The organism is Sorangium sp. So ce394, assembly GCF_051474665.1.
Classification (GTDB): domain Bacteria; phylum Myxococcota_A; class Polyangia; order Polyangiales; family Polyangiaceae; genus Sorangium; species Sorangium cellulosum_D.
In genome coordinates, this window is sequence record NZ_CP150339.1 from 6,885,748 (window position 1) to 6,902,075 (window position 16,328).

General features: G+C 72.3%; 11 protein-coding genes. 6 read left to right on the forward strand and 5 right to left on the reverse strand.

Annotated features, from left to right (window positions below):
• Positions 1–36 precede the first annotated feature (36 nt).
• The 3 genes from WMF33_RS25090 to WMF33_RS25100 all read left to right on the forward strand — a co-directional run bounded on the left by WMF33_RS25090 (position 37) and on the right by WMF33_RS25100 (position 3,975).
• Complete coding sequence (locus tag WMF33_RS25090; RefSeq protein WP_437322206.1) at positions 37–1,443, forward strand: FAD-binding oxidoreductase; 1,407 nt, start codon at positions 37–39, stop codon at positions 1,441–1,443.
• A gap of 290 nt (positions 1,444–1,733) precedes the next feature.
• Entirely contained in the window at positions 1,734–2,606 is an 873-nt protein-coding gene (locus WMF33_RS25095) for an alpha/beta fold hydrolase (RefSeq protein WP_437322207.1), read from the forward strand.
• 145 nt (positions 2,607–2,751) lie between these two features.
• A complete protein-coding gene (locus tag WMF33_RS25100; RefSeq protein WP_437322208.1) occupies positions 2,752–3,975 on the forward strand; it encodes an MFS transporter in 1,224 nt (407 codons plus the stop codon).
• An 84-nt stretch (positions 3,976–4,059) separates the two neighbouring features.
• On the opposite strand, the gene serA is transcribed toward WMF33_RS25100, so the two are convergent.
• A complete protein-coding gene (serA, locus tag WMF33_RS25105; protein ID WP_437322209.1) occupies positions 4,060–5,319 on the reverse strand; it encodes a phosphoglycerate dehydrogenase in 1,260 nt (419 codons plus the stop codon).
• A gap of 178 nt (positions 5,320–5,497) precedes the next feature.
• Here serA and WMF33_RS25110 point away from each other — a divergent pair, with 178 nt between their 5' ends.
• On the forward strand, positions 5,498–6,670 hold the full coding sequence (locus WMF33_RS25110; protein ID WP_437322210.1) for a S1C family serine protease: 1,173 nt from the start codon (positions 5,498–5,500) through the stop codon (positions 6,668–6,670).
• Positions 6,671–6,719: 49 nt separating this feature from the next.
• Here WMF33_RS25110 and WMF33_RS25115 read toward each other — a convergent pair whose 3' ends face one another.
• Together WMF33_RS25115 and WMF33_RS25120 are read right to left on the reverse strand one after the other, a co-directional pair.
• Positions 6,720–8,078: a DUF1552 domain-containing protein gene (locus WMF33_RS25115; RefSeq protein WP_437322211.1), complete on the reverse strand. Its 1,359-nt coding sequence runs from the start codon at positions 8,076–8,078 to the stop codon at positions 6,720–6,722.
• A gap of 14 nt (positions 8,079–8,092) precedes the next feature.
• Complete coding sequence (locus tag WMF33_RS25120) at positions 8,093–9,826, reverse strand: DUF1592 domain-containing protein (RefSeq protein ID WP_437322212.1); 1,734 nt, start codon at positions 9,824–9,826, stop codon at positions 8,093–8,095.
• Between the two features lie 813 nt (positions 9,827–10,639).
• Here WMF33_RS25120 and WMF33_RS25125 point away from each other — a divergent pair.
• Together WMF33_RS25125 and WMF33_RS25130 are read left to right on the forward strand one after the other, a co-directional pair.
• A complete protein-coding gene (locus WMF33_RS25125) occupies positions 10,640–12,427 on the forward strand; it encodes a hypothetical protein (RefSeq protein ID WP_437322213.1) in 1,788 nt (595 codons plus the stop codon).
• Between the two features lie 49 nt (positions 12,428–12,476).
• Positions 12,477–13,850 (forward strand): sigma 54-interacting transcriptional regulator, encoded by a 1,374-nt coding sequence (locus tag WMF33_RS25130; RefSeq protein ID WP_437322214.1) that lies wholly within the window; start codon positions 12,477–12,479, stop codon positions 13,848–13,850.
• Between the two features lies 1 nt (position 13,851).
• Here the strand turns inward: WMF33_RS25130 and WMF33_RS25135 are convergent, their stop codons facing one another.
• Together WMF33_RS25135 and WMF33_RS25140 are read right to left on the reverse strand one after the other, a co-directional pair.
• Positions 13,852–14,412, reverse strand: a complete 561-nt coding sequence (locus tag WMF33_RS25135) for a hypothetical protein (protein ID WP_437322215.1) — start codon at positions 14,410–14,412, stop codon at positions 13,852–13,854.
• A gap of 433 nt (positions 14,413–14,845) precedes the next feature.
• Positions 14,846–16,225 carry a serine/threonine-protein kinase gene (locus WMF33_RS25140; RefSeq protein ID WP_437322216.1) on the reverse strand — a complete coding sequence of 460 codons (1,380 nt, stop codon included), beginning with the start codon at positions 16,223–16,225 and terminating at the stop codon, positions 14,846–14,848.
• Positions 16,226–16,328: the final 103 nt, after the last annotated feature.

The window sequence follows — 16,328 nt, forward strand, 5'->3', positions numbered from 1 at the left end:
TTGCCCTCGCCGCCACGCCGCAGTACCGAGCCGGCCATGACCCCACTTCCCGGCCTCCCCGGCGACTTCCTCGCGGCCGTCCAGCGCGAGTTTCCCGCGGATTTCCTCTCCACCGACGCGTCCGACCTCGCGACGTTCGGCCGCGATTGGACCAAGGTCCACGAGCCGAAGCCCTCGGCCCTCGCGCTCCCGCGCTCGACCGACGAGGTCTCGCGGCTGCTCCGCCTCTGCGCCGAGCACCGCGTCCCGGTGGTGCCCTCGGGCGGGCGCACCGGGCTCGCGGCCGGCGCCGTGGCGGCGCGGGGCGAGCTCGTCGTGTCGCTCGAGCGGATGCGCAAGATGGGCCCGGTCGACGTGCTCGGCGCGACCGTGCACGTCGAGGCCGGCGCCGTGACCGAGGCGGTGCACCAGCACGTCGCGCCGTACGGGCTCACCTGGCCGGTCGACTTCGCCTCCAAGGGGTCGAGCCAGGTCGGCGGCAACATCGCGACGAACGCCGGCGGCGTGAAGGTCATCCGCTACGGCCTCACGCGCCAGTGGGTGCTCGGGCTCACCGTGGTCACCGCGAGCGGCGCCGTGCTCGAGATGAACGGCGCGCTCGAGAAGAACAACACCGGGATCGACCTGCGCCAGCTCTTCATCGGCAGCGAGGGCACGCTCGGGATCATCACCGAGGCGACCCTCAAGCTCACGCGGGTGCCCGAGGGGCTCAACGTGTTCCTGTTCGCGGTGCCGGACCTCGCCGGCGTGCTCGCGCTGTTCCGCGAGGCCCGGATGGGGCCGTTCGTCGTGATGGCCTACGAGTTCTTCACGGAGAAGTGCCAGGCGCGCCTGCGCCGCCACCGCAACGTGCGCGTGCCGCTCTCGGCGCCGTCGGACTACTACGTGCTCATCGAGGTCGAGCGCGGCGAGCCCGAGGCGCTCGAGGCGTGGATCACCTCGCTGTTCGAGCGCGGGCTGGTCACCGACGGCACGCTCGCGCAGCACGGGGCGCAGGCCGCCGAGCTCTGGGCGCTCCGCGAGGGGATCAGCGAGAGCCTGTCGGCGACCGGGCTGCCGCACAAGAACGACGTGTCGCTCCCGATCCAGGAGCTCGAGGGCTTCTGCTCCGAGCTGGAGAGCCTGTTCGAGGCCCGCTATCCAGGGTGGGAGATCGCGCTCTTCGGCCACATCGGCGACGGCAACCTCCACATCAACGTGATGAAGCCCGACAGCCTCACGCGCGAGGAGTTCCTCCGGCGCACCCACGAGGCGGATCACGCGATCTTCACGCTCGTGAAGAAGTACCGCGGCAGCATCTCCGCCGAGCACGGCATCGGCCTGCTCAAGAAGGAATACCTGCCCTACTCGCGCTCGGCCGAGGAGCTCGCGATCATGCGCTCTATCAAGCGGGTGCTCGATCCGCTGAACCTCATGAACCCCGGCAAGATCATCGACGTCTGAGCGCGCCGCCACGCCCGCTCGGCCGAATGCCTCCGGCCTGAGCGGCAGACGAGCTCCGACCCGGACACAAGGCGCCGTCTCAGGCCCTCTCCAGAGCCCCTCACCCGCCAGCGCCGGCGCGCGATCCTGGCGGCGCTCCGGGGCGGCGGCCCGTCGTGATAGAACCGCGGCCGTCGCTCGACGGGAGGCGCTCGCCCTCCCGGAGCCTCGAGCGGCCGCTAGCACGTGCCAACAACCAGCCGTCCAGCGCGCGATCGGCCCCCGCGGCCGTCCTGAAGAAAGGGGAGACGATGATCCTCGACGAATCCAAGCTATCGCACCGGTTCACCGAACGAAGCGGCGTGCGCCTTCACTACGTCGAGGCGGGCGAGGGGCCGCTGGTCGTGCTCCTCCACGGCTTTCCCGAGCTCTGGTACTCGTGGCGCCACCAGATCCCCGCGCTGGTCGAGGCGGGTTACCGCGTGATCGCGCCGGACATGCGCGGCTACAACCTCTCGGACAAGCCCCGCGGCGTCGGCGCCTACGCGATCGACGAGCTGACCGCGGACGTGGCGGCGCTCATCGAGGCGTCGGGCGCGGAGCGCGCCGCGGCCGTGGTGGGCCACGACTGGGGCGGCGGCGTCGCCTGGACGTTCGCGATGCGGTATCCCGCGCTCCTCGAGCGGCTGGTCATCCTCAACTGTCCTCACCCCCAGAAGCTGCTCGCCGGGTTCCGCACGGCGCGGCAGCTCCGCAAGAGCTGGTACATGTTCTTCTTCCAGCTCCCGAGGGTCCCCGAGCTGATCGCCCAGAGGAGCGGTTACGCGCTGCTCCGCACGGCGCTGAAGAACGATCCGCAGCGCCCTGGCGCGCTCAGCGACGACGATCTCGCCCGTTACGTCGCGTCGTGGTCGCAGCCGGGCGCGCTCACGGCCACGATCAACTACTACCGCGCGATGTTCCGCCCGGGCAGCCTGCGCGGGCTCTCCAAGCCGACCCGCGTCGACGTCCCCGTGCTGGTGATCTGGGGCGAGCACGATCGCTATCTCGGCGCCGAGCTCGCCGCGCCGGATCCGGAGCTGGTCCCGAACGCGCGACTCGCCCGCATCCCCGACGCGAGCCACGGCGTGCTGTACGACCGGCCGGAGCGGGTGAATCAGCTCCTGCTCGAGTTCCTGCGGTGAAGCCTGCGCGTCAGCGCGGCGGCGGCGCCGCGCTGCCGTCGTCGCGCACGCGCGCGCCAGCCCGCGGAGCGGCGTCGAAGCGGCTTTTCGCCGCCATGGACCCGTTTGACACGGCGGAGCGGCCGATCGAACCTGCCGGGCGATCATGCTCCGCCGCATCCCCGATCGGAATATCTGGCTCATCTACGGCGCTATCTTCCTTCTCGGCCTCGCCTACGGCATCGCCATCTCCCTCACGGCGGTCTTCCTGAACGACCGCGGGTTCACCAAGACCGACATCGGGCTGCTCGCGTCGTGCTTCGCGCTCGGCATCGTCCTGCTCTCGCTGCCGATGGACGCGCTCATCCGCCGGTTCTCGGCCAAGACCACGCTGGTGCTCTCGCTGGCCGGGTACGCGGCCGCGATCGGCGCCTTCCCGCTCCTGCCGGGCTTCGCCGCGATCGCCGCGGTGCGCTTCCTCGACGGGGCTTGCTCGGTCGGCATCTGGGTGAGCTGCGAGACGATCCTGCTGGCCCGCTCGGACAAGGACAACAAGGCGTTCATCACGAGCATCTACGCGATCTCGATGGCGCTCGGCTACGTCCTCGGTCCGCTCTGCGCGCCGACGATCCTCGCGCTCTCCTCGATGCGCGCGGCGTTCCTCCTCTCCTGCGTCATCTCGCTGATCGCGGCGGTCCTCGTGCTCGCGCGCCTCGACCGCGACCTGCCGGGCATCTCCGCGGCGCACGGGGAGCCCGACGCGGCGGCCGGCGCGGAGCCCGCGGCCTCCTCCGCGTCGATCTTGTGGCGCATCAAGACCGCGTGCTTCGCGACCTTCGCCTACGGCTATTTCCAGGCCTCGGTCGTGCTGTTCCTCCCGCTCTACCTGATGGCGTCGAAGGGGGTGACGCGCGATCAGACGATCCAGATCCCCGCCTACTTCGCGGCCGGCATGCTCGCCTTCACCAACGTCTTCGGCCGGCTCGGCGACCGCCGCGGCCACCTGTCCCTGATGCGCGCGCTCGGCGCGATCGGCACGCTGATGATCCTCGGCTTCGTGTACCTCGATCGGTACGACGTGATGTGCGCGGCGGTGCTCGTCGCCGGGGCGACGCTCGCGTCGATCTCGCCGCTCAGCCTCGCGCTCCAGGGCGTCGTCACCGCGCCGCGCGACTACAGCCGCGCGAACTCGATCTACAACGTCTTCTACGCCGCCGGGATGCTCCTCGGCCCCCCGGTGTCGAGCGCCATCTACGAGGCCTCGGGCGGCGTCGCGATGCTCTACCACCTCGCGGCGCTGTGGGCCGCGTTCGTCGCCTTCGCCTTCGTCTTCGCAGGGGACGATCCGGCGTCGCGGCGCGCGCGGGACCGGGTCGAGGCCCCGGCCTGAGGGGGATCGCCTCCGCGATCCCCCCATCGACTCAGCCGCAGGCCGCGGGCGGCCGGGCAGCCCGCGGCAGCGCCCCGCCGCTCCTCAGTAAAGAACGCGCGTCCGGAGGCTGGTCTCCAGCGCCCCGATCCGCCGGCTCACCTCGGCCGACACGTCCTGCGACAGGTCCATGATGAGGTACCCGATGTTCGCGTCCGTCGACAGCACCTGGCTGTCGATGTTGGCGTTCACGTCCGACACGATCCGGTTCACGTCGCGGAGCACGCCCGGCACGTTGCGGTGGACGTTGAGGATGCGGTGCGTGCCCTTGAGCGGCGGCAGCTCCACGTTCGGGAAGTTCACCGCGCCCGTCGTCGCCCCCGTGGTCGCGAACTGCGTCAGCGCGCGCGACACCTCGCGGCCGATGGCCTCCTGCGCCTCCTCGGTCGAGCCGCCGATGTGCGGCGTCAGGATCACGTTCGGCAGCCGCTGCAGCTCCGTGTGGAAGCCGTCCGAGTTCGACTCCGGCTCCTCCGGGTAGACGTCGATCGCCGCGCCCGCCAGGTGCCCGCTCTTCAGCGCCTCGGCCAGCGCCGGGATCACCACGACCGAACCGCGGCTCGCGTTGAGCAGGTACGAGCCCTTGCGCATGTGCGCGAGCTCGGCCGCGCCGATCATGTTGTGCGTCTCCGGCGTCGCCGGCACGTGGAGCGACACGTAATCCGCCTCCGCGAGCAGCGCCTCCAGCGTCGGCAGCGGGCGGTTGTTGCCCATCGGGAGCTTCTGGGCGATGTCGTAGTAGACGACCCGCATCCCCATCGCCTCGGCGAGCACGCCGAGCTGCTGGCCGATGTGGCCGTAGCCGATGAGGCCGATCGTCTTGCCGCGGACCTCGTAGCAGGCCTTCGAGACCTTCTTCCACGTGCCGGCGTGCACCTCGCGCGACCGGTCGCCGAGCTGCCGGGCGAGCATGACGCACTCGGCGATGATCAGCTCGGCGACGCTGCGCGTGTTGCTGAACGGCGCGTTGAACACCGGCACCCCGCGGCGGTTCGCCGCGTCGAGGTCGACCTGGTTCGTGCCGATGCAGAAGCAGCCGATGGAGAGCAGCTTGGGGGCCTTCTCCAGGACGCGCGCGGTGACGTGCGTCTTGCTCCGGATGCCGAGCATGTCCACGCCCTCGAGCGCGGTGATGAGCTCGTCCTCCTTCAGCGCGGAGCTACGCGTCTCGATCTCGAACGACCGCGATCGAAAGAGCTCGTGGGCGCTCTGGTGGATGTTCTCGAGCAGGAGCACCTTGACGGGCTCCTTCGCGGCCGGGGGGGTGGTCTGAAGTTTCGTTGAAGTTGGCGTCATGGGCTTCATCCGTCAGGGCCACCTCTACCGCAACTTGGCCGGTTTGCATCTCGGATCCGCTCCTCTCCTCCGCCGACGCGGAGGGACGTCCGCCCGCGCATCCGTTGCGCGCGGCAGACCGCCGCACCTCCCGGCGGCGCGCGCCGCAGGGGAGACGCCTTGCCGAGGTCAGGCTAGATTGCGCCGCATGCGCCACCGCAGCCACGCCCGACTCCCCGCCTTCCTCGCCGTCGCCGCGCTCGCCGCCGCCCCTGGATGCAAGGGGAAGCCCAGCCCCGGCGGCCCGTCGCAGAGCCCCACGACGGCCCCCGACGCGCCCGCCGCGCCGACGGCGTCGGCGACGCTCCAGACGATGCCGCCGCCGGTCACGCCGCCGTCGAAGAACGCGCTCATCGAGGACGAACGCAACACGATCTCCGTGTTCCGCGAGGTCGCGCCCGCGACGGTGTTCGTGACGCAGCGCCGCCTCGTCGTGGACCGCTTCTGGGGCACCGCGGTCGAGGTGCCCGCCGGCTCGGGCACGGGCTTCGTCTGGGACGCGGACGGGCACATCGTCACGAACTTCCACGTCGTGGACAACGCGCAGTCGCTCGTCGTCCAGCTCCAGGGGGAGAAGACGTTCCCGGCGAAGCTCGTCGGCGTCGAGCCGCGCAAGGACATCGCCGTGCTCAAGATCGACGCGCCCAAGGAGATGCTCAAGCCGATCCAGGTCGCGCCGCTCCGCGAGCCGCTCGAGGTCGGGCAGAAGGCGATCGCCATCGGCAACCCGTTCGGCCTCGATCACACCCTGACGACCGGCATCATCAGCGCGCTCGGGCGCCAGGTCGAGGGCGCGGGCGGCGTGACCATCCGGGACATGATCCAGACGGACGCCGCCATCAACCCCGGCAACTCCGGCGGCCCGCTGCTCGACTCGAGCGGGCACCTCATCGGGATGAACACGATGATCTACTCGAAGAGCGGCACCTCCGCCGGCATCGGCTTCGCCGTGCCCTCGACGACGATCGCGCGGGTGGTCCCGCAGATCATCAAGACCGGCAAGGCCGAGACGGTCGGCCTCGGCATCCAGCTCGACCCGGCCCACCGCCTGGAGCGGCGCAACGGCATCCGCGGCGTCATCGTGATGGGCGTCGTCCCCGGCGGCCCCGCCGACAAGGCGGGCCTGCGCGGCCTCTCCGAGGGCGACCGCGGGCTCACGCTGGGCGACGTGATCGTCGGGATCGACGGCGCGCCGGTCGACGACTACGACGCGCTCTACAACGCCCTCGACGGCAAGAAGCCGGGCGAGAAGGTGAAGGTCGACCTGCTCCGCGGCGGCCAGAAGACGACCGTCGAGGTCCAGGTCGAGCTCCTCAGCTGAACGGCCGGCGGGCGCCCCCCTCGCGGGCCCCCGCCGGGGCGACGCGCGCTCAGGCGACGATCGGATCGATGAGCCCGCCCTCGAGGCTCTCGTCGCCGAAATCGTCGAGCGGGCCGCCCTGGCCGTTCTTGCAGCCGACCGCCGCGCCGATCGTGTTGAGCAGCTTGTTGTTCGTGACCTTCATGTCGACGAACTGGCCGGTCTTCAGGTAGCCCGCGGCGCCGCCGGCGAGGATGTACGGGACCTTCCGGTAGGAGTGGTATTTGTCGGCGTTGTCGTTGAGCCACACCGCCACGCCGCGGTCGAGGAGCGTCCCCGAGCCGAGCTTGTAGGACGAGAGCCGGTCGAGCAGGTGCTTGAACATCCGCGCGTGGATCCGGTCGATCTGGTGGTGCAGCTCCTGCGCGCCCTCGATCGGCGGGCCCTCGGAGCCGTCGCTGTCGATGCGGTGGGAGATCTTGTGGTAGCTCTTCTGCCGCGCGCCGTGGATCGTGTACTCGGTCCCGTCGTTGCCGTCGCCCACCTGGAGCGTCGCCGCGCGCGTCACGCCGCACGCCATCGCGAGCGCGATGATGTCCATCTGCATGCGGGTGACGGTCTCCACGTTCTCGGATCGGCCGACGTTCGGCGAGATCGCCTCCATCTCGGCGACCTCTTCCGGCGGGAGCTCGCAGGCGAGCGCCGCCTCGAGGTCGCGGATGCTGTCGAAGTGGAGCTCCAGCCGCTCGCGATCGCTCTTGCTGAGGTCCTTGCGGCCCATGAGCGCCCGCATCTCCCCGCGCACCAGGTCGTTGACGCTGGCGCGCCGCTCGGCCAGCGCCTGCTGGGCCTCGGCGCCCACGTCGGCGAGCCCGAAGAGCTTCTTGTACGCGTTGAACGGGTTGCGCTCGGCGGCGCGGAGCTGCTTCGGCCCGCGGTACGAGAGCACCTCGTTGATGTAGCCGGCCATCCTGCCGGCGTAGAGCGTCAGCGGCTCGACGCCCGCCGGGTTGAGCTCGGTCGCGATGCGGTTGTCGATCGACTCGCCCATCGCGAGCGACTCGTTCCCCGACGGATCGTCCGACACGCGCGCGGCCGTCAGGCACTGGTTTCCGCCGCCGGAGTGGCCGCACCCGTTGCCCGGGAACGCGAACTGGACGCCGCGGACCATGATCAGCTGGCCCGCGTAGTCCTTGAGCTCGCTGACCGCCCGGTCGCTGTCCCGCTCGAGGGACTCCTTCGACAGCGGGCCCGTCTCGCTCGGCCAGAACATCTCGGGCTCGTCGTTCGTCGCCTGCGCCACGCCGTTCGCCTGGCGCATGAAGATCGCGAAGGGCGGCACGTCGCCCGTGCCGGCCGCCGCGCGCCGGGGCGCGAAGGTCTCCAGGAACGGGAGCGCGACCGTGACGCCAAACAGGCCTCGAAGCACACGTCGTCGGGTGATCATTGCGCCTCCGCGGGAACGCGAGCGAGGAAGGAAGGGGATGAGACGATCTGGAGAATGAGCTCCTTGGTCGAGGCGCCGCCGCGCGACGCCTCGCCGAGCTCCTTGATGGACTGCCGGTCCTTCGCGCCGGTGTTGCGGCCCTGCGCGAACTCGATCCAGCGCCGCGCGTAGCACGCGTGGGCCTCGTCGCTCTCGGCGAGGATCCGGCTGAACTCGATCGCGTCCGCGTAGCTCTTCAGCGCGCCGCCGAACCGGTAGGCGTCCGCGGCGTTGACCGGCACGCCGTTGTCGGTCGTGCGGTACTTGCCGATCGCGTCGTAATGCTCGAAGGCGAACCCGGCCGGGTTGATCCATGTCCCGTGGCACGCCTCGCCGCACGTCCCCTTGCCCGTGTGCGCCTCGACGCGCTCGCGGTTGGTCGCGTGCTCGCCCGGCGGCAGCCCCGTCGCGTTGTCCGGCGGCGGCGGCAGCGCGGCGCAGAGGATCCTGAGGTTCACGAAGACGCCGCGGTGGATCGAGTCCGGCTGCCGCGCCGTCGCCTTCGACGCGAGGAAGCCGAGGCGCGTGAGCAGCCCCGAGCGCTCCGCCTCGGCGAGCTCCACCTGCTCGAATTTGTCCGAGAACTCGCCCTCGACGCCGTAGACCGCGGCGAGGTGGTCGTTCACGAACGCGGTGCGCGAGGTGAGCAGGTCGGTGAGCCCACCCTCCTTGTCGAAGACGATGTGCTCCACGAACAGCTCCGCCTCGCGCTGCATGTCGTCGCCCATCTCAGGGACGAACTCGGGGTAGAGCGCCTGGTCCTTGTTGAGGTCGTGGTACAGCTCGTAGTCGTAGAGCTGCCGGTGGAACGCCCCGACGACCTCGCGGGCGCGCGGGTCGTCGAGCATCCGCTCGGCGTAGGCGCGGACGGCCTCGGGGGTCGAGAGCTCGCCCGCCTTCGCCGCCGCGAGGAGCTCGTCGGAGGGCATCGTGTTCCAGAAGAGGTACGCGAGCTTCGTCGCGATCTCGTGGCCGCTCAACGGGATGAGCCCGTCCTTCGCCGGCCCGGCGCCGACCTCGACCCGGTAGACGAAATGGGGCGATTGCAGGAACCCCTCGAGCGCCGCGCGCGCGCCCGCGACGAACGGATCGTCGCCTGGGGCGAGCTCCTTGCCGCGGTCGAACAGCGCGAGGTACGCGTCCCGCTCGTCGGCCGTGAGCGGCCGCCGGAACGCCCGCTCGCCGAACCCTTCGACGAACGCCAGCGCCCGCGCCTCCGGCTCGTCCGGCAGGCCGGCGGGCACGATCCGGGCGAGCTTGCCCGGGTCAGCGGTCACCATCGCCGCGAGCTCCTCGGCGGCGCGCTGGTAATCGCTCCAGAGCCCCGGGGTCACGAGGAGCGCAGCCTCGTTGTTGTCGAACACGCCGCCGAGCGGATCGGTCGTGAACGACGCCGAGAGGCCGGGCCGCTCGTCGAGGCGCAGGAGATCGCGCGCCGTGTTCTCCCACTGCGCGTGGCTGAGCCGCGGGAACATGCTGCGCTCGGCGACCTCGGTCGGCGCCGCGCCGCTCCCCGGCGAGCCGCCCGGTGAGCCGCCCGGCGAGCCGCCCGGTGAGGTGCCGTCGCCCTCGTCCCCGTCGCCCACGAGGCCCGTACACCCGGCGAAGAGGAGCGCCGCGGCGCAGAGCCCCGCGCCGAGCGCCCGCCGCCATCGCGGGAAGCGGTCCAATCGATAAGCCAAAGAGATCATCGGATTCTCCTGATAAGCAGCTCCATCTTGTTATGTAGGAAGCACTCTTTACTAACAACCCAAAAAGCGCCTTGATTGCTGGGCAGAGTCCCGGAGATCGGTATAAAACAGACAAATCCAACAGCACCAAACTTCACGCGCTCGTATGTGTGTGGTTTCCGGTGAACACCGGATACGGCAAGAGGTCTCGATGGCTCGCTGCTCCTGCCGAGGCGAGCGCGGTGTTGGCGCCGGGACAAGGTTCGCTGTTGCCGCCGAGCAGCGGGTTCAGCAGGCTCTCCTCGATGCGCCCCGCTCGCCTCCACCGCTGCTCCGCCTGATCTGCGCTCGCGCTCGCGTCGCTCGTCTCGCTCGCCGCGTGCGAGCGTCGGGCGGCGCCGCCCGACGGCGGCGCCCCCGCGGGCCCCCGCGGGGAGGCGCTGCCCGCCGCGAGCGCGCCGGCCGCCGCGGCGCCCGCCGAGGTCGAGTTCCTCGAGGAGGAGAGCTACCCGGGCGTCGGCCACACGGTGACCGGCGAGATGCGGCGCGACCTCCTTCAGCTCATCCGCGGCGCCGCCGCGGCGATGCGGTGACGGCCGCCCGACTCGCCCCTCGTGTTCCGCCGCGGCGAGGAGCTCTACCTGATGGGCCGCCGCGACCAGACCGAGACCGGCAATCACGATCTCGGCATGGATGAGCGCTCTCCCGCGGATCAGGCGCAGAAGCGTCGATAGGGGAGACTCGAGCGAGGGAGCAGGGGTGCGGCGCCGCGACGCGCGACGCGCGGCGTCCATCTACACGGCGCGCCGCGCGTGCCCTATGTCGCAGCTTCGCATGGAACCGGCCCCTCCCCATCGCCTCGAGCGGTGGCTCTGCCACCCTCGCTTCTTCCGCGCCGTCTTGCTCCTCGCGCTCGCCCTGGCGGCGTTCACGGTGATCGTCGGCTTCTACAGCGATGACTACCTCCTGCTGTGCTATCTCGCGGAGCTGATCCCCGGCTCGCCCCCCTGGTACGATCTCTACAACTTCGTCAGCGGCGACCCGCAGAAGACGCAGGCGATCATCGCCCTCACCGCGATGCCGTGGTGGACCGATCCCGAGATCCGGCTCCACCTCGTCCGCCCCCTGGCGAGCGCGCTGATCACGCTCCAGCGCGCCGTCTTCGGCCACGCCCCGCTCGGGTACCACCTCGTCTCCATCGCGCTGTACATCGCGGTGGTCGCGGCCGCCGGCAGGCTCTTTCTGCGGGTGCTCCCGCGCGCGACCGCGGCGCTCGCGCTGCTGATCTTCGCGGCGAGCGCGAGCCACATGCAGCCGGCCGGCTGGATCTCCTGCCAGCACTTCCTGATCACGGCGCTCCCGGTGGTGCTCGGGCTCCTGGCCTATCTCCGCTACCGCGACGAGGGCTGGCGGCCCGGGCGGTACCTGGGCCCGCTCGGGCTCGGGATCGGGCTCCTCGGCGGCGAGGCGGCCCTCGGCGGGGCGGCGTACTGGGTCGCCTACCAGCTCGCCGGCCCCGTGCCGCCGGGCCGCGCGGCCGGCGTCCGCGCCAGGGCGACCGCGGCGCTCCCGGTGCTCGGCCTCCTCGCGTACTTCGCCGCCTACAAGGCGGTGGGCGGCGGCGCCGCGCACACCGGCGGTTACGTCGACCCGCTCTCCAGCCCGCTCCAGTTCGCCGCCAGGGCGGCGGAGCGCCTGCCCATCCTGCTCAGCAACGCCCTCCTCACCGTGCCCTCCGAGCTCGCCGGCGCGCTCCCCGTGGGCCCCTTCATCGCCGCCGGCCTCGCGGCGAGCGCCGGCCTCGCGCTGCTCTACCGCGCTTGCCTGCCCGCCATCCCCGAGCGCGAGCGCGCCGCCCTGCGCTGGCTCGTCCCCGGGGCGCTCCTCACGCTCCTCACGACCGTCGGCGGCTTCCCGGGGTCGCGCGTCATGATGCTGCCGAACCTCGGGATCGCGCCGCTCCTCGCCGTTCTCATCCTGCGCGGGCTCCGCCCGGCCCCGTCGCCCGGGCGCGCGCCGTGGGCCCGCCGCGCCGGCGCGGGCTTCTTCGCCGTCGTGCACGTCGCGCTCGCGCCGCCCATGTTCCTGCTCGCCACGCTGTCGAACACGGACGCCGCGCGGAAGCTGGAGCAGGTCGCCCGCACCGCCGAGATCGGGGCGCCGCCCCGCAAGCGGGTCTTCCTCGCCGCCTCCTCGGATCCGATGGCGTCCATCTATCCTCAGGCGGTCCTCGCCCTGGAGTCGCCCGAGGCCTTCTCGTGCTGGTCGATGCTCTCGACGGCCAAGGCGCCGCACCGCCTCACGCGCACCGGCCCGTCCTCGTTCACCCTCGCTCCCCTCGGCCGCACGATGCTGCTCGGGGCGTTCGAGACCCTCTACCGCGCGCCGTCGGCGCCGATCCCGCTGGGCTACGAGGTCCGCCAGTGCGGCGCCACGATCCGGGTCGCGGAGGTCGAGGGCGGGAGGCCCTCGCGGATCGAGGTCGATCTGGGCGCGCCGCTCGAGGATCCAGGGCTCGTGCTCCTCGCGTGGCGCGACGGGGGGCTCCGCCGCGTCGCGCTGCCCGCGATCGGCGAGGCGGTCGAGCTGCCGTGGTCGCCGGGGCCGATCGGGTTCTTCTGACCGGGGCGCGCGCGGCGGGGCGCGGCGCCGCCGTGGTATCGTGGCGCCCATGGCGAGCGACGCCCCGAAGAGAGCGGCCCGCGGCGGCGGCGGCGACACGCTGACCCACCCGGGCGCGCGGCCGGCCGACAGCGCGGGCATGGTCCGCCGGTTCCGCGTCGAGCTCGTGGAGGGTCCGGCCAAGGGCGCGGTCTGGGACTCGTCCGCGGATCGGTGCTCGATCGGGTCGAGCGAGGGCAACGACCTCGTGGTCGCCGACGCCACCGTCTCCCGGTTCCACTGCGAGATCCGCATCGACGACGCCGGCGCGCGCGTCCGCGACCTGCGCAGCCACAACGGCACCGTCGTCGACGGCGTGCACGTCCTCGAGGCCCTGCTGCGCACCGGCAGCCTCATCCGGCTCGGCAAGACGGTCGCGCGCTTCGAGTTCGGGACGGAGCACAACCGCCTGCCGCTCTGGGAGGAGGCGCGGTTCGGCGCGCTCTCGGGCGCGTCGGCGGCGATGCGGGCGGTGTTCGCGCTCCTGTCGCGGGCCGCCGAGCGCGACGTCACCGTGCTGCTCGAGGGCGAGACCGGCACCGGCAAGAGCCAGGCGGCGCGCTCGGTCCACGAGCGGAGCGCGCGGCGGGAGAGGCCGTTCGTGGTCGTCGACTGCGGCGCGATCCACGGCAACCTGATCGAGAGCGAGCTCTTCGGGCACGCGCGGGGGGCGTTCACGGGCGCGGCGGAGCAGCGCGTGGGCGCCTTCGAGGAGGCGTCGGGCGGGACGATCTTCCTCGACGAGATCGGCGAGCTGCCGCTCGATCTGCAGCCGAAGCTCCTGCGGGCGCTCGAGGCGCGCGAGATCCGCCGCGTGGGGACCAACACGCCGCGGCCGGTCGACGTGCGCGTCATCGCCGCCACGCACCGGGACCTGCGCGCCGAGGTGAACGCGGGGCGCTTCCGGGCGGATCTCTATTTCCGGATCGCGGTCGTGCGGATCCCGATGCCGCCCTTGCGGCAGCGCCCCGAGGACATCCCCGCGCTGATCGAGGATCTCCTCGCCGCGCTGCACGCGACGCCGGAGGAGGCCGAGGCGCTGCGCGATCCGAAGGTGATCGCCCGGATGCAGCGCGCCGCGTGGCCGGGCAACGTGCGGGAGCTCAGGAATTACGTGGAGCAGTACCTGGTGTTCCGCGCGCCCCCGCCCATGGGCGACCACGCGCCGCCGAGCGCGCCCGCGGCGGTCGACGTGAGCCTGCCGTACGCCGAGGCGCGCGATCGGGTGCTGGCGGAGTTCGAGCGCCGGTATTTCGAGGCGCTCCTCCGGGCGCACGACGGGAAGGTGTCGCGGGCGGCGGCGGCGGCGGGGCTGGATCGGCGGTATCTGTACCGCTTGCTCCACCGGCACGGGCTCGGGCCGGAGCGCGATCCGCAGGGGTAGGTCAGCCGCAGGTAGGCGCCTTGTCCGGGCAGCAGTCGCCGATGCGCGAGCACAGCGAATCGCAGTAGCAGCCGGCAGGCGCTTGCCCGCCGCAGCGGTTGACGCAGCTCGCCGCGGGGTCGAGCTTGTCTTCGATGTGGGCGCGGCATTCGCCGTTGAAGTAGCCGCCGGAGTTCTTGACCTGCACCTTGACGCGGCAATCGTTGGGATCGGTCGACGCCCAGCCGAGGGGCCAGCAGTCCCCGTGCCCGGCATGCCACACGTTGTAGCTGCTCTTCGTGTACCACGGGTGGCAAGCGCAGCCGATCGTGGTCGTGAACTGGTTCTCGAAGGCGCTGTTGCCGTGGGGCAGCACGGGGTCGCACGCGGTGAGCGCCTCTTGCGCCACGCCGACGTCCTCCGAGAGGCCGACGTCCTCCGAGGGATCGCCGGCTTCCGCCTCGCCCTCCGCCAGCTCTGTATCGTCGACGGCGGGCGCGTAGCACCCCGCCGCGCCCAGCACGGTGAACGCGACGCAGGAAGAGAAGAGGACGGCAACCTTCGTCAGCATTCGATGGATCATGACGGCAATCTCCTTTGTGAGGCGAGATCGGTTGAGGCGGAGGGCGCGCGCGGACGCGCGCGGGCTCGATCGCAGGCGCCCACGGCCAGGGACCGATTCAGGGCGGCGCGCTCGCGCCGGGTCCACGGTCTCGTCGACCTCGCCGGCCTCGCGTCATGAACATCAGCACGGCACATGCCAGCTTCGGCCAAGACGCTCCACCCTGCGGAATCGGGCCCTGCGGGGGCGAGCGCCGCGCCGCCCCGGCAACATGTGGCCTGTAAGGCGACAGGACGAATCGCCGGCTGCGACGCGGAGGCGACAGCCCGGGCAGCTTATCCCGAGCGCCGGGGGCGAGCGCCGCGTCGCCTGAGGACGACTTGGCGGCGACGAACCGGCGCGCTCCGTGGGACCCGCGTCACTCGAAGGGCGCCGCATCGACGTCGACGCCGCGCTACCGCTCGTCGAGCCCCGCGCCCGCCGCGGGCGTGATCACGAGGCCGCCCCGGGATTCGCCCGCCGTCCACGCGTCGAGGCACAAGAGCGCGCCGCCCGCGAACCGCTCCCGGCCCGGCGCGCCCTGGACCCGCGCGGGCGCGGCGTGCAGCACCAGCGCGACCTTGACCGCCGGGCTCGGCCGCGGCCTCGAGGCGAGCGTCGCCTCGAGCGCGCGCGCCGCGCCGACGAGCCGGGCGCGGGCGGCGCGGCTGCCCTCCGGATCGCCGGGGAGCGTCGTCGCCCCGACCAGCACCCCGCCGCCGTCCACGACCGTCACGAGCCCCGCGTCGGCCGCCGCGCGGCGGACCGTCTCCAGCACCGCCTCCGCGTCGTCGAACGCGGCCGCGTCGACCTCGCCCTCCCCGTCGATCTGCACCCCGACGTGCAGCGCCGCCGCCGCGCGGACGAGCGCCTCCTCCTTGGCGGCGAGCGACGCCGCGCGGAGGTCCGCGAGCAGCTCGGCCACGCCCGGGTAGCGCGCGTCCGGCGACTTCGCGAGGCAGCGCGCGATCGCGGCGTCGACGGCGGGCGGCACGGCCACGAGATCGCCCGCGCGGGGCGGCGGCGCGAAGAGCTGGAGCTCCTCGAGCTCGACGAGGTTGTCGGCCTGGAACGCCGGCCGCCCCGTGAGCAGCTCGTGGAGCAGGAGGCCGAGCGCGTAGACGTCGGTCCGCGCGTCGACCGGGCGGCCGGCGATCTGCTCGGGGGCCATGCTGCCCGGCGTCCCGAGCACGCTGCTCTGCGTGAAGATCGGCCCGCGGCCGAGCCGCTCGGGCTCGAGGAGCTTGGCGATCCCGAAGTCGACGAGCCGCGTCGTGAACCAGCCGTCCCGCGGGATCGTCATGATGTTCTGCGCCTTGACGTCGCGGTGGACGATGCCGAGCGCGTGCGCGGCCGAGAGCGCCGCGCCGACCTCCTCGAGCACGGCGAGCGCCTCTTCCGGGGAGAACGCGCCCCGGGCGCGGAGCTCCTGCCGGAGCGTGCGGCCCTCGATCCACTCCATGGCGATGTACGGCCGGCCGTCGGGCAGATCCCCGGCGCCGAGGATCTCGACGATGCACGGGTGGGCGAGGCGGCGGAGGGCCGCGGCCTCCTGCTGAAATCTCTCGAGGATACGGGTACTTGCAGCGAGGCGACGCCGGAGGACCTTGAGCGCGGCGGGGCGGCCGGTCCCGAGCTGCGTGGCGAGGTAGACCACCGCGAAGCCGCCGTGGCTCCGCGCCTCCTCGACAAGGAACTCGCCCGCGAGGGTGCCGGGCGCGAGGTCGTCGGCGGCGCCCGGCGCCTCGTCGGCGGCGGTGCCGGTGGGGTCGTGAGGCCTCGTGGTCGCCGCCATGGTGGAGGAGATCGCCTGAGCGCGCGGAGAAATGCAAGCGCGCTGCTCCGCCGTGACGGCGCGACGTCGCTCTCCACGTCTCCACGGCGCGATAGCGGGATCA

What these genes read in the sequence shown, in the direction of transcription:
- WMF33_RS25090 (WP_437322206.1), top strand. Translation starts at nt 37, where the DNA reads ATGACCCCACTTCCCGGCCTCCCCGGCGACTTCCTCGCGGCCGTCCAG.
- WMF33_RS25095 (WP_437322207.1), top strand. Translation starts at nt 1,734, where the DNA reads ATGATCCTCGACGAATCCAAGCTATCGCACCGGTTCACCGAACGAAGC.
- WMF33_RS25100 (WP_437322208.1), top strand. Translation starts at nt 2,752, where the DNA reads ATGCTCCGCCGCATCCCCGATCGGAATATCTGGCTCATCTACGGCGCT.
- serA (WP_437322209.1), bottom strand. Translation starts at nt 5,319, where the DNA reads ATGAAGCCCATGACGCCAACTTCAACGAAACTTCAGACCACCCCCCCG.
- WMF33_RS25110 (WP_437322210.1), top strand. Translation starts at nt 5,498, where the DNA reads ATGCGCCACCGCAGCCACGCCCGACTCCCCGCCTTCCTCGCCGTCGCC.
- WMF33_RS25120 (WP_437322212.1), bottom strand. Translation starts at nt 9,826, where the DNA reads ATGATCTCTTTGGCTTATCGATTGGACCGCTTCCCGCGATGGCGGCGG.
- WMF33_RS25125 (WP_437322213.1), top strand. Translation starts at nt 10,640, where the DNA reads ATGGAACCGGCCCCTCCCCATCGCCTCGAGCGGTGGCTCTGCCACCCT.
- WMF33_RS25130 (WP_437322214.1), top strand. Translation starts at nt 12,477, where the DNA reads ATGGCGAGCGACGCCCCGAAGAGAGCGGCCCGCGGCGGCGGCGGCGAC.
- WMF33_RS25135 (WP_437322215.1), bottom strand. Translation starts at nt 14,412, where the DNA reads ATGATCCATCGAATGCTGACGAAGGTTGCCGTCCTCTTCTCTTCCTGC.
- WMF33_RS25140 (WP_437322216.1), bottom strand. Translation starts at nt 16,225, where the DNA reads ATGGCGGCGACCACGAGGCCTCACGACCCCACCGGCACCGCCGCCGAC.